Here is a 13274-nt window from a genome sequence, read left to right on the forward strand (position 1 = left end):
GACTATCGAGGCTGGACTGCGGAACGGACAGGGAAACGAGGAACAGCGGCCACGCGCTCGCAAGGTCCAGTCGACGCGGAGCTTGCGCGCGCGTCGCCGGCGCCCCGGCCGCGCGCGCGGGGTCGCCCGGACGCTCGCGACGCGGGCCGGCGATCTGCGGGCCGGTCCCTCAACGATCGAGACACGGCGCTAGCCTCTATCCCGCGGGCGCCCCTGGCGCGGCGACGCCCGCGGACGCCTCCTTCCCCCACTTCCCGACCGACCATGCTCTCTTCCGTCTTCCTGGCTTCGATCTCCAGCGCGGCCCAGCTCGCCGAGTGGGCCGTTCCCCTCGCCCCCTCGCCGCAACCCGCGACCGCCGAGATCGAAGCGTACCGACCGGTCCTCGACGCGCTCGGCGGGCTCGTCGGTCGCGACCGCGTGCGCCTGTCCGGCGTGCCCCTGGCGGACGGCGGCACCGTTCGAGTGAACCTGCGGTCGATCCGGCTCGATCGACTCGAGCTCGGTCTGCGCGTCGATGGTCAGCCGGCGCCCGACGTGCTCGCCGGGCTGGACCTGAGCCTGTGGCGCGGAACGGTCGACGGGGATCCCGGCTCCGACGTGGCCCTGAGCTTCTCGAACCACGGCGTGCGCGGCTGGGTGCGCGCTGGCGGCACGCTGACGCACCTCCTGCCCGTGCCCGCGGAGGGCGGCGATTGGTCTCGCTCGACCACCTGGATCCTGTCCGAGGAGGAGCTGGCCGAGTTCGGCTTCGAGAGCGACTTCGCCTGCCACGCGGACGACGCGACGCAGGCCGCAGGACGTACGCCGCGAAATGCCACCGAACCCGCACGCCACGGTTCCCCGCCCTTGGTGCCCAAGGACGTCTCCACCAGCGCGGACAGCCCCTGCCTGCTGCGCACCTGCTCGATCGCGCTCGAGACCGATTTCGAACACAACCAGCTCTTCGGCGGCAGCGTCCCCGCCCAGGTGGCCTACACGACGTCGCTGCTGGGGGCCATCTCGGACCTGTACGAGAGCGAGCTCGGCGTGCTGCTGACCTTCCCGTACCTGCAGCTCTACACGACCCCGGCCGATCCGTGGAGCACCCCCGAGACCGGCTTCGCGGTCCTCGACTACCTGTTCGAGGTCAAGGCCGCCTGGGAGGGCGCGATCCCCGGCGGCGCGCGGCTCGGGCACCTGCTCTCCGGTGCTTTCCTGGACGGCGGCGTGGCCTTCATCGACGTGCTCTGCGAGGAGTCCGGCGCCTACCCATTCGGCGTGACCGCCAACCACGACGGCTCCACGAGCTTCCCGGTGGCGGTCGGCCCCTTCAACTGGGACTTCACCGCGACCTCCCACGAGATCGGACACAGCTTCGGCGCGCACCACACCTTCGCCTGGCAACCGATCATCGACGACTGCCCGTCGGTGTGCAGCTCGAGCGGCACGCTGATGAGCTACTGCCACCTCTGCCCCGGGGGTATCTCGAACATCCAACTGGCCTTCCACCCGCTGGTGCGCGAGTACCTGCTGGACGAGATCGTCCACTGCCTGCCCCTGGCGTCGGGCGTCGTGGTCGAGCCGCCCCTGGCCTGGGATCCGAGCGCGTCGACGCCGATCGTGGCCCGGGTCGGCGGCACCCCCGTGGGCCCCGTGGAGCTCTCCTGGCGCTTCGCACCCGCCGATCCGTTCCAGCAGCTCGCGATGACCGACCTCGGCGGCGGCCTGTGGAGCGCGGACCTGCCGCCCGCGCCCTGCGGCACGGCGCCGGAGTTCTTCGTCGGCTACACCGACACGGGTTGTGGTGCAGCGAGCAGCCCGGTCTTCACCCCGCCCGTCGCGCACGTGGAGGTCGTCTTCGAAGACGACTTCGAGACCGACAAGGGCTGGACCGGTGGCCTCGCAACCGACACCGCGAGCGCCGGTCTGTGGGTGCGCGCCGCGCCGGTGGGTAGCTACGCCGAGGCCTACGAGGACCACTCGAAGGCGGGCACCCTCGCTTGGATCACCGAACCCCACGCCGGGGGCGAGGCCTTCGCGAGCGACGTGGACGGCGGGGTGACGACCCTGGTCTCGCCGCTCATCGACCTGTCCGCCGGCGACGCGATCGTTCGCTACGAGCGCTGGTACCACAACATCGCGGCCATCGCCCCGGGCCTCGATTCGTTCCAGGTGGACATCACCGACGACGGCGGCCAGAGCTGGGTTGCGGTCGAGACCGTGGGTCCCTTCGGCGAGCAGGCCACGGGCGGCTGGCATCCGCACCAGTTCCTGGTCTCCGACTTCGTCGCACCCACGGCCCAGGTGCAGGTGCGCTTCGTGGCCAAGGACTCCTTCGACACGACCGTCGAAGCCGGGCTGGACGACTTCCTCGTCTACCGCGCGAACTGCACTGTGTGCCAACAGGACCTGGGCTTTCAGGGGCCCGGCGACCTCAGCCTGAACCTGTGCGGCGATCCGCTCGCGCCGGGCGGGAGCGCCGACCTGGTGCTCGCGGGCGCCGACCCGGGCGCGCCGGTCTGGCTCGTCGGCTCCCTGGTCACCAATCCGATCCCGATCTTCGGGGGCACGCTCGTGACGGTCCCCAACGTGCTCTTGATCGTGGGCAACGCCGATGCAGCGGGGAACTTCGAGTTGCCCGGCCTGACCAGCACGGTCGCGGTCCCGTTGACCCTCTACCTGCAGGGCCTAGCGGTGGACCTGGCCCTGCCCGAGCTGATCGAGATCTCGAACGCCCTCGCGGCCCAGTACCTGCCGTAGCGCACGGGCTTCGGTCGGCGTCGCGGTCCCGGACGGGACCCGGTGGCCGACCGCGCGGGCGGCGAGCCTGTTGCGGCACGCCCGGTGGACGGGCGAAGATGGCGCCCATGATCGCCGCCAGCCTGCTGCTCGTGCTCCAGACCGCCGGACCGCCGGTGGCACCCGGTGCCGCCGCCCAGGGCGCAGAGTGGATCGCCGTCGACGGTGTCCTGGCCGTGGCCGGGGACCGCGTCATCACCCGCCAGCAGTGGGACCGCTCGGTCCAGATGGCCAAGGCCCAGAACCCGGTGGCCACCCTCGAGCAGGAGCAGGAGCTGCGCTTCGAGGTCATGCGCTCGGAGGTCATGGCCCTGCTCACGGCCCAGGCCGGCGAGGAGCTGGAGGTCCCGGCCGAGATGGTCGAGGCCCAGGTGCGCTACCGGCGCGAGATGGAAGAGGACGCCCGCGGGGTCGTCGGCTACCGCGACGCCCTCGAGGCCTCCGGCATCGACCCCCTGGACATGGAGCGCGCCACCCGCGACCAGCTCTACCGCGGCCAGTGGGAGGCCTACGTGGTGGGCGACGAGAACTACGCCGGGGGGCGGCCGGAGGTGGACAGGTTCATCCGACCTGGGGAGCTACGGACGGTCTACCGACTGGCCAAGGACACCCTGTCGCGGCCCGAGACGGTGACCCTGCAGGTGCTCGAGCTGAACAACAGCGCCACCGGCGGCCAGGAGAACTCGGAGGCCATGGCGGCCCAGATCTTCGACGAGCTCGAGGCCGGCGCCAGCTTCCGCGAGATGGTCGACCTGTACAGCGCCGCCCACCGGGAGACCGACGGGGTGGTCGAGAACGTGCCCGTGCCCGCCTTGATCCCGGCCCTCAAGACCTTCATCGAGGGCGCGACGCCGGGCGCGATCTCCGAGGCCCTGCCCCTGGTGGACCGCACCGGTGGGATCAACGGCGTGCAGATCGTGCGCCTGTTGGAGCGCCAGGAGGGCGAACCGCCGCCCGAGTTCCGCACGCCGACCCTGCAGCGCAAGCTGCGGGACCAGGTCACCGAGCAACGCGAGCAGCGCCTGCTCGAGATTCGGCGCCTGGAGCTGGCCCGCAACTCCTACTCCTGGATCCACCCGATGATCCAGCCGCCGGCCCGTCCGCAGGGCCGGTGAACCCCATTCCCGGGTCCCTCCGAGGGGGTCAGGGGGAGGCAGGCGAAATTCTCGCCGCTATACTCTGAACCCCTCGAACCGCCGACCGTTGGGTCCGAACGTCGAGGGGGGATCCGTCCGGATCACTCCGAGTCGGGCCAGCTCCGAGGGTGGCCGGAACCGGAGGAGCGGCGAAAGGGCGCCCAAGGATGCGGGTCGAAAGGGCTGGACCAGACGGTTCAGCCAGCCGGCTCGGTCCTAACGTCCGATTAGGCCCCCCCCCGTCCAGACCTCCCCGTCCAGACCTCCTCGTCCAGACCTCCTCGTCCAGACCCCCCATCGCCGGGCCGTCCCCACTGACTCGGTCAGCGTCGCGGCCTGAGACCCGACCCGCCCGAGACCCGACCCGCCCGAGACCAGCCCGCCCGAGACCAGCCCGTCCGAGACCCAGCCCTCCCCGTTACCGGCCTCGCCCCAGCAATCGGCCCCCACCCACCGGTCATGAGCCAACAGGACTACAGCCACATCCACGTCGAGACGACCCTTCCCAAGCCCTGGGAGGAGGAGCAGACGTTCAACGACGTTCTGTACGACTGGATGGGGCGCGCTCCGTGGCTGGCGATCTCGTTCGCGGCCCACATCGTCTTCTACTTCATCCTCGCCGCGATCCCGTGGGACGAGATGAGCAAGAAGGAAGAGGTCATCCTCCAGGCCGACATCATCACCCCGCCGGAGGAGATCTTCGAGGAGCCCGAGGAGGAGGAGATCGAGGAGATCGAAGAGGAGATCATCGAGGAGCCGATCATCCAGGACTCCGAGGTGGTCGAGGAGACCGACGACGTCTCGGAAGACCTCGATTCGGACCTCCCCGAGAGCCCCTTCGACTCGAACCAGTTCAACGACGTGATCGGTATCGGCGGTGGCGCCGGTGGCGGTGGCGGCAAGACGGGCGGGCGTCGCTCGGGTCGCAAGAAGGTCGGCAAGGGCGTCGAGAAGGCCCTCCTGGCCGGGCTCGAGTGGCTCAAGGACCACCAGAGCGAGGACGGCCACTGGGACGCCGACGACTTCCCGGTCGAGTGCGACAAGGAACCGCCCTACTCGGACGGTGAGGGCTCGGCTCTGCACGACGTCGGCCTGACCGGCCTGGCCCTGCTCGCGTTCCTCGGCTTCGGGGACACGATGAACGACGGTCAGTACCACGAGACGATCCGCTCCGGGATCTCCTGGCTGCAGAAGCAGCAGGATCGCTCGACCGGCCTGATCGGCGAGCAGACCGCCAGCAACTTCATCTACAACCACGCCATCGCCGCCCTGGCCCTGTGCGAGGCCCAGTACGGCGCGCCGAACCCGATCCTGAAGAAGTCGGCGCAGAACGCGGTCAACTACATCCACCGCGCGCGCAACCCCTACTCGGCCTGGCGCTACCAGGTCCCGCCGGACAACACCAACGACACGTCGGTGACCGGCTGGATGGTGTTCGCCCTGTCGGCCGCCCAGGACGCCAAGTTGAACGTGGAGACGGACGCTTACCGCGGCTCGCTCTCGTGGTTCGACGAGGTCACCGACCCCACCACCGGCCGCACCGGCTACACCCAGATCGGTGAGGGCAGCGCGCGTCCGCGCCACCTGCAGGAGTTCTACAAGGCCGAGTACACCGAAGCCCTGACCGCCGTGTCGGTGCTGTGCCGCGTGTTCATCGCCAACATCCTCAATGAGCCGATCAAGGACGACGACCGCCAGAAGGAGCTCGTCGAGCGCGGCATCGAGTTGATGATGGAGCACCTGCCGGAGTGGAGCGAGGACGGCTCCCTCAACGACATGTACTACTGGTACTACGCTAGCTACGCCCTGTACCAACTGTCGGAGCAGTACAGCAGCGCCTGGACCAAGTGGGAGAAGGCCCTGTCCGATGCCCTGCTGCCCAGCCAGCGCACCTCGCCGCCCTGCTTCGAGGGTAGCTGGGACCCGATCGGCCCCTGGGGTCACGAGGGTGGACGCGTGTACTCCACCGCCATCGGCGTGCTGTGCCTCGAGGTGTACTTCCGCTACGGCAAGGTGCTCGGCTCGCGCTGATCCGCGCGATCATCCACGCGCTGAGCGAGTGCCCAGGCGAGGCCCGCCGGTCCCCGGACCGGCGGGCCTCGTCCGTTCGGCGCGCCTGCGCGGATCGGCAGCCGGCCTTAGACTCGCGCCATGGTCACGATCCGCTCGCACTTCGTCGCCGCCACGCTGCTGTTGCTCGTCCCCGGCTCCGCACTCGCCGCGGGCCCGCCCCAGGAGCCAGACACCGGAGGTGGGCAGACCGGAGTCCTGGGGCTCGGAACCAGCGGCGAGTTGAAGCGCCGGACCGGCGCCCTGGACCGGCTGCCACGCAAGACGTGCGCGGCGGTGGACCGCGGCCTGGACTGGTTGGCCCGTCACCAGCGCCCCGACGGGGCCTGGGACGCCGACGGCTTCGGCAGCCTGTGTGCGGACGAGCCCTGCGGTGGCCCCGGCCCGAAAGATGGCGATGTGCGGGCCACGGCCCTGGCCCTCTTGGCCCTGACCGGCGGCGCCCAGTCCCTGCGCGACGGCGAGCACGCGGACGCGGTGCGCGCCGGCGTCGCCTTCTTGCGACGGCAGCAGGACGCCGAGAGCGGAGCCATCGGCCGCGCGGAGACCGCCCCGGGTCTCGAGATCGCGCCCGTCCCGCCGGCCCTCGCCCTCGAGACCCACGCCCTCGCCACCGCGGCCCTGTGCGACGCCTGCGCCCTGACCCGCGATCCGATCCTGGCCCCCTCCTGTCGGGCTGCGGTCGAGCATCTGGTCACCGCGGTCGAGGGCTCGCGCGCCGACGGCGACCGAGCAGCCGGCGAGGGAGGCTCGGCGCAGGGCCGCCCGGTCGCAGCCACCGATAGGGCTCGCACCGAGCGCGATCTGCCGGCCGGCGCGATCCGTTGGCTGCCGCCGGTCGTGGCGATCCTGCGCGACGCCGAATTCACCGTCCCGGCCGACGCCGTCGGAGCGATGGTCGCCAGCCTCCGCGCCGAGGGCGCCGAGGGCGCCGAGGGCGCCGAACTGCGACCGATGGCTGTCGCCCTGGGCCTGCGCCTGTTGCCCGCCGGCGCCGAGATCGATGGCCGGCGCGCCGCGATCGCGGCCGGACTGACGCCCGAAGGCCTGCAACCCCTGGTCGCCGATCCGGCCGAGCGCTGGTGTGCGGCGTGGCTTCTGCGCGAGCTCGACGACGCGGCGCGGCAGCCCTTGGAGCGCGCCCTCGACGCCGCGATCCTCGAGACGCGCGGCTCGCTCTCCGGTTGCATCGGCGGATCCTTTCCACCCGTGGCCGGGCTCGACGGCGGCCGCGTCGAGGCCACCGCCCTGGCGCTGCTCGCGATCGAAGCGCGCGCCGGGAACGAGCCGCTCGATCGAGATTGAACCTGTCGGGCGATCGCCCGTTCCGTACTGCACGAGACAGGAACCGCGGCTTTCTCCTCGATTCGAGGCGCACCGGCGCCGCGCGCACAAGGCGCGCGGTGCGGACGCCAGGAATCCGAATCACGGAGGGCTGCGATGGTGCAGCGTTCGACACGTGGCGTCGATGCAATGGGCGCGAGCTCGATCCGGGCCTACGAGCCCGAAGACTCGTTCCACGACGTGCTCTACGACTGGATGGAGCGGGCCCCGTGGCTCGCGATCTCCTTCGCGATGCACCTGGTGTTGTACTTCATGCTCGCGGCGATCCCCTGGAGCGCGATGCAGAGCCAAGAGGTTCCGATCCTCAACGCGCGCATCGATCCGCCCGACGAAGTCTTCGTCGAACCGGAGGTCGAGGAGATCATCGAGAAGATCCCCGTGCCGATCGAAGATCCGGTGCAGGTCGTCGAGAACGTCAGCGACGTCGACGCGATCTCCGAGGACCCGGCGGAATCCGACGACCCGTTCGAAGCGCCCTTCGCGCCGTCGAACAACAACAACGCCGTGATCGGGATCGGCCCCGGCGGGGGGTTGGGCGGCGGCGGAGCTGTCGGCCGCCCCGGTCGCAGGCCGCAGACCCCAGGACCCGTGCTGACGTCGATCGCACTCGGCCTCGAGTGGCTGGCCGAGCACCAGTCCCCCGACGGCCACTGGGACGGCGACGACTTCGCCTACCAGTGCGACCGCGGTGGACCCCCGGCCGACGGTGAAGGATCGCCCCTGCACGACGTGGGCCTGACCGGCCTCGCCGTGCTGGCCTTCATGGGCTGGGGCGACACTCCGGAGAGCGGCGACTACGCCGACAACATTCGCCGCGGCCTGGCCTGGCTGCGGCGCAGTCAGGACACCGACTCCGGTCGGATCGGTGTCGCCGTCAGCTCGAATTCGATCTACGACCACGCGATCGCGACCCTCGCCCTGTGCGAGGCGCAGGCCATGGCGCCGGCGCCCATGCGCGGGCGCGCGGCGCAGAGCGCGATCGACTTCGCCCAGCGCGCGCGCTCGGCCTACACCGGCTGGCGCTACCAGTACCCGCCCGACGGCACGGCCGACACGTCGGTCACCGGTTGGATGGTCCTGGCCCTGTCGGCCGCGCGCAAGGCGGGGCTCGCCACCGATCCGGCCGCGTTCCGCGACGCCCTGGGGTGGATCGACGAGGTCACCGACCCGGCCACCGGCCGCACCGGCTACATGCAACCGGGCGAGGGTGTGGCGCGACCGAAGCACTTGATCGACGTCTACCCGGCGGAGCTCAGCGAAGCGATGACCGCGGCGGGCCTGCTCACGCGCGCCTTCGCCTCCGACGCCCTCGACCAGCCCTTGGCCGCGACAGACCATTCGCGCGAAGCGATCGATCGAGGCGTCGAGTTGCTGCTCGCCCTGCCGCCCCATTGGACCGAGGACGGCGCCGGCGTCGACCTCTACTACTGGTACTACGCCAGCTACGCCCTGTTCCAACTGGGCGGGAGCCACCCGTCGGCTTGGAAGCGCTGGGAGAAGGCCCTGGTCGACACCCTGCTGCCGGCCCAGCGCCAGTCACCCGCTTGCTTCGAAGGGTCCTTCGATCCGATCGGACCCTGGGGCGAGGACGGCGGGCGGGTCTACGCCACAGCGATCAGCGTGCTGTCGCTGGAGGTGTTCTTCCGCTACGAGCGCTTGGACGAGCACTGAGCCGTCCGGTGGCTGGGCGTCCGGTTGGGCGTACGGTGGCGTGGGCCAAATGGTCCCGCCACCGTACGCCCACGCCACCGTACGCCCAACCGGACGCCCGGATCGTTCAGACCACGCGTCGGTGCAGCAGCTTCATGAACTCGACGATGTTGGCCTTGTCGCACTTGCGCAGGCCCCCGTCGGACTCAGAGCGCAGGGTCACCGTCGTCGAAGGCACGCCCTCCGGCCCCTCGACCTTGATGGTCACCCGCGAGTTGCCGCTCAAGGGGCGGGCCTTGCGCTCGCAGTTGAGCACCCCATTGGCCTCGTCCTCCGACATCAGGCTCCACCCGGGGAGATCCTCCACCAGCTCCTTCGCCGTGGCGTAGATCCCGTCCTTGAGGCTCGGGACGCGCAGGGGCTTCAGGTGCTGGTGCGATTGGTTGTCGCTGGACTCGAACGAGCTGGCCATGGAACTGGAGGGTCTCGGGGCTCCCGATCCGCTCAGGCTTCGATCGTCGCGACGCGCTTGGCGAGGCGGCTCTTGTAGCGCGCCGCCGAGTTGGCGTGGATGATGTGCTGCTTGGCGGCCTTGTCGATCTGCTTGGCCGCAGCGCGCATGGCTTCGTTGCCGGCTTCCTGCGACTCGGCGACCAGCACCTTCTTCATCGCCGTGCGCATGCGGGTGCGCAGGGTCTTGTTGCGAAGGCGACGCTCCTCGTCCTGACGGTGGCGCTTCTTGGCTTGTGCGGTGTTCGGCATGGGGTGTGGGTCGGGGCGCCGTCGAGGCGGGCCCTCAGGTTGCTGTCTTGGCTACGCCTCCCGATGCGCGGGAAGCGGAAGTGGATCTGTCGCGGCCGGAGCCCCTAGCGCAGGGACTCCATCTTCTGGCCGACCTCGCGGAAGCCGATGTCGACCTCGAAGACCCTCGCGAACCAGACGCGGGCGGTCTCGCGGTCACCTTGGCGCTCGGCGAGGAGCCCCAGAGTGTACAGGATGTCCTTGGCTCGCTCCTCGCTGTCCTTGAGCCCTTCGAGCGCCTTCTGGAACTCCTTGGCGGCCAGGTCGGGGAAGTCCTTGGCCAGGAAGCAGCGCGCCTTGACCTCGGGCACCTCGCGCCGCAGACGGGGGTCGTCCTGGGCCTTCTGGAGCTCGGCCAGGGCCCCGTCGGGATCCCCCGACCGCAGCAGCCGCCGGGCCAGGCCCAGGCGCAGGGTCGCGTCGCCGGGGCGCAAGGCCGTGCGGGCCCGCAGGTCCTCGAGTTCGTGGGCCTCCAACTCGGCCTCCAGCTCGGCCGCCCGGGTGGCGTCGCCGTCCTTGTCCGCCGCGCTCATCTGGCGCTTGAGCACCTTCGAGCGCAGGTCGCCGGCCCGACTGACCAGGTCGAAGTCGTCGCGGCGGTAGTCCTTGGCCCGATCGATCAGGTCCCAGGCCGCCTCCGGATCCCCGAGCTTCTCGTGCATCTCGGCCATCTGCACCATCAGCGCCGGGTCCGAGGGGTTGTCCGCGAAGCGGTCCTCGAGGCGCCGCAGCTCGTCGCGCAGCTCGTCGTCCGACAGGTGCAGGCGCTTCTGGCGCTCCAGCACCCGGGTCTGGTCGGCGTCGGCCAGGCGCTCCCGGCTGTGGCTGGCCGTGTCCAGGTTGCCCTGGGTCAGGGAGATCTCCGCCGCCAGGTTCTTGCGCGCCTTGAGGGCGTCCTGGTCGCGCGGATCGGCCTGCAGCGCCCGCTCGTAGAACTCCAGGGCCCGGGTGTGGTCCCCGGTGGCCGACATCATCGCCCCGGCGCGCTTGAGCCCCTCGGCGTTCTTGGGGCTGATCTCGGCCACGAACTCGTAGACCGCCTTGGCCGAGTGCTTGTGGCCGGCCAGCTCCAGCGACTCCCCCAGGAGCAGGTTCGCCTCCTCGTCGAGGGGCGCCGCCTTCAGGTAGTCCTCGAGCGCCCGCGCGGCGGCCATGTATTTCTTGGCCTTGAACAGGGCGTGGGCCTTGGACAGGGGCAGGGCCCCTCGCAGGGCCTTGCTGAAGCGGCCCGGCGGCTTGGCGTCGTGGCGCTTCTTCAGGGCCGAGCGCAGGCCGGCCCGGGCCTCGCCCTGATCGGGATCGACGTCCAGGAGCTGACGGTAGAGCTCGACCGCGAAGTCGAAGTTCTTGCGCCGGATGGCCTCGTCGGCCTTTTGCAGGTGCTTGGAGAAGTCCACGGATGGGGCTAGGTGGGCCCTGAAAAGGGCGCGGGAAGGTATCCCGGGGGGTCCCGGGGGTCAACGCAGGCGCGCCGCTGCCCCTTCCTACCCGCGCGGCGGCGGCCTACTATCGTTCGCTTCGCCCGGGGCCGACCGAATCTCCGACCGCCCCCCGCGCGGCGCCCCTTCGCCCTCCAGTCAGCCTCCCGACCAGCGCCAACGATGGCCGACGAGCTCGAATTCGACCTGACCCTGTATCCCGAACCGGTCCTGCGCAAGCGGGCCGAGGCGGTGACCGACTTCGACGCCGGGTTGAAGGCGATCGTGGAGGCCATGTTCCGCTGCATGGCCACGGCCGGGGGCGTAGGCCTGGCCGCGCCCCAGGTGGGCCTCAAGCGGCGCATCCTGGTGGCCAACGCCACCGGCGAGCCGGGCGACGACCTGATCCTGGTCAACCCCACGATCTTGGAGCGCACCGGGTCGACGACGGTCTACGAGGAGGGCTGCCTCTCGTTCCCCGGCATCTACGCCGAGGTCGAGCGCCCCGACCGTTGCAAGGTCCGCGCCCAGGATCTCGAGGGCAACGAGTTCGAGGCCGAGTTCGAAGGCTTCCCCAGCCGGATCGTCCAGCACGAGTACGACCACCTCGAGGGAGTGCTGCTGGTGGATCGCATGTCGCCGGCGGACAAGACGCGCCACCGGGCGGCGCTCGAGGAGTTGGTCTGCGAGTTCAAGCACCGCCGGGCCCAAGCGACCGCGGCCAAGTCCGGCGTCGCGCCGCGCCGCGGACTGCCCGGCGCGCGCCGCTGATCCGGCGCTCCCCCGGACGAGCGGTGCAGACGACCTTCGAAGCCAAGCGACTGAGCCCCCCGCCCGGCGGCTCGGTCGTCTCGATCGGCGTCTTCGACGGGGTCCACCTGGGGCACCAGGCGATCCTGGCCCGCAACGTCGAGGTGGCCCGCGAGGAGAGCGCGGTGCCCACGGTGGTGACCTTCCGGCGGCACCCGAAGAAGGTGCTCCTGGGGCGCTCGCCGAAGCAGATCACGACCCTCGAGTACCGCATCGAGCTGTTCCGCCGCCTGGGGATCGAGCACGTGGTCGCGCTCAATTTCGACCAGCGTCTGCGCGACCTCTCGGCCGCGGACTTCACCCGCGAGCTCCTGGTGGAGGGTCTGGCCGCCAAGCGCTTCGTGCTGGGCTTCGACAGCAAGTTCGGGCGCGGCCGCGAGGGCTCGCCCGCCTTCCTCGAGAGCCTGGGCCACCGGGTCGAGGTGGCGCCCAAGGTCGTGGTCGACCAGCGGCCGGTCTCCAGCACGGCGATCCGCGAGGCGGTCGAGCTGGGGGACCTCTCCGGCGCGGCCGCGATGCTCGGCCGGCCGGTCTCGGTCCTCGGCCGCGTGGTCCACGGCGACGCCCTCGGCCGCCGCTTGGGCTTCCCCACGGCCAACCTCAACCTGATGCAGGGCCTGCACCCACCCACCGGGGTCTACGCCTGCTGGGCCCGGGTGCTGGCCGACGACGAGACCCGGCCCCGGGGCCCGGCCCTGCGGGCGGTCACCAACATCGGCTTCCGCCCCACGGTCACCGACGGGTCGATGGACTCCGATCCGCGGGTCGAGGTGCACCTGCTCGACGACTCCATGGACCTCTACGGCCGGCGCATCGAGGTGGAGTTCGCGGCCGCCCTGCGGGGCGAGATGCGCTTCGACAGCGTCGACGACCTGGTGGCCCAGATCGCCCTCGACGTGCGCGCCGCCCGCGAGCGGCTGTCGGCCTGAGGAAGACTCGCGGACCCGCATCGACGGGCCGAGTGGTGCCCCCGAAAGTGCCCTGCGAAGTTATTCGTCCACTCAGGTCGAGGAGCCTGGTTGACGGCGCCCCCGGCCATCGGGACAATCCCCGGCCGCGAACGGCCAGATAGCTCAGTTGGTAGAGCACTTGACTGAAAATCAAGGGGTCGCCGGTTCAAATCCGGCTCTGGCCACCACTCGCGCTCCCCGTCGGTTGCACGCCAGTTGCGGCGCTCTCTCGCGCGAACGCGCCGCGGGGGTGCGCGAACGCGCCGCGGGGGTGCGGGGGCCGAGACCGAGTGACGAGCCGTAGTCACGAACGA

The 13274-nt window shown here is 70.8% G+C and carries 10 protein-coding genes and 1 tRNA gene; 8 read left to right on the forward strand and 3 right to left on the reverse strand.

Going from position 1 to position 13274, the window contains the following annotated elements; all coding sequences use genetic code 11:
* Positions 1-264 precede the first annotated feature (264 nt).
* The 5 genes from Pla133_RS22945 to Pla133_RS22965 all read left to right on the forward strand — a co-directional run bounded on the left by Pla133_RS22945 (position 265) and on the right by Pla133_RS22965 (position 9002).
* Positions 265-2742: a M12 family metallo-peptidase gene (locus Pla133_RS22945; RefSeq protein WP_419191874.1), complete on the forward strand. Its 2478-nt coding sequence runs from the start codon at positions 265-267 to the stop codon at positions 2740-2742.
* Between the two features lie 107 nt (positions 2743-2849).
* Positions 2850-3896, forward strand: coding sequence for a peptidylprolyl isomerase (locus Pla133_RS22950; RefSeq protein ID WP_145069673.1), 1047 nt, complete (start codon positions 2850-2852; stop codon positions 3894-3896).
* A gap of 480 nt (positions 3897-4376) precedes the next feature.
* Positions 4377-5948, forward strand: coding sequence for a prenyltransferase/squalene oxidase repeat-containing protein (locus Pla133_RS22955; RefSeq protein WP_145069675.1), 1572 nt, complete (start codon positions 4377-4379; stop codon positions 5946-5948).
* 120 nt (positions 5949-6068) lie between these two features.
* Positions 6069-7292 carry a hypothetical protein gene (locus Pla133_RS22960; protein WP_145069677.1) on the forward strand — a complete coding sequence of 408 codons (1224 nt, stop codon included), beginning with the start codon at positions 6069-6071 and terminating at the stop codon, positions 7290-7292.
* A 135-nt stretch (positions 7293-7427) separates the two neighbouring features.
* Positions 7428-9002, forward strand: coding sequence for a prenyltransferase/squalene oxidase repeat-containing protein (locus tag Pla133_RS22965; RefSeq protein WP_145069679.1), 1575 nt, complete (start codon positions 7428-7430; stop codon positions 9000-9002).
* Positions 9003-9108: 106 nt separating this feature from the next.
* Here Pla133_RS22965 and Pla133_RS22970 read toward each other — a convergent pair whose 3' ends face one another.
* From Pla133_RS22970 to Pla133_RS22980, 3 genes are all read right to left on the reverse strand, one after another.
* Positions 9109-9453: a hypothetical protein gene (locus Pla133_RS22970; RefSeq protein WP_145069681.1), complete on the reverse strand. Its 345-nt coding sequence runs from the start codon at positions 9451-9453 to the stop codon at positions 9109-9111.
* A 32-nt stretch (positions 9454-9485) separates the two neighbouring features.
* Complete coding sequence (rpsT, locus tag Pla133_RS22975; protein ID WP_145069683.1) at positions 9486-9743, reverse strand: 30S ribosomal protein S20; 258 nt, start codon at positions 9741-9743, stop codon at positions 9486-9488.
* Positions 9744-9847: 104 nt separating this feature from the next.
* Complete coding sequence (locus tag Pla133_RS22980; protein ID WP_145069685.1) at positions 9848-11179, reverse strand: tetratricopeptide repeat protein; 1332 nt, start codon at positions 11177-11179, stop codon at positions 9848-9850.
* A gap of 204 nt (positions 11180-11383) precedes the next feature.
* On the opposite strand from Pla133_RS22980, the gene def reads away from it, so the two are divergent.
* The 3 genes from def (at position 11384) to Pla133_RS22995 (ending at position 13148) form a co-directional block, all read left to right on the forward strand.
* Positions 11384-11971 carry a peptide deformylase gene (gene def / locus Pla133_RS22985; RefSeq protein ID WP_145069687.1) on the forward strand — a complete coding sequence of 196 codons (588 nt, stop codon included), beginning with the start codon at positions 11384-11386 and terminating at the stop codon, positions 11969-11971.
* Positions 11972-11994: 23 nt separating this feature from the next.
* Complete coding sequence (locus Pla133_RS22990) at positions 11995-12939, forward strand: bifunctional riboflavin kinase/FAD synthetase (RefSeq protein WP_419191875.1); 945 nt, start codon at positions 11995-11997, stop codon at positions 12937-12939.
* A 133-nt stretch (positions 12940-13072) separates the two neighbouring features.
* A tRNA-Phe gene (locus Pla133_RS22995) sits at positions 13073-13148 on the forward strand.
* Positions 13149-13274: the final 126 nt, after the last annotated feature.

Source organism: Engelhardtia mirabilis (assembly GCF_007748095.1).
Taxonomy (GTDB): Bacteria; Planctomycetota; UBA1135; order UBA1135.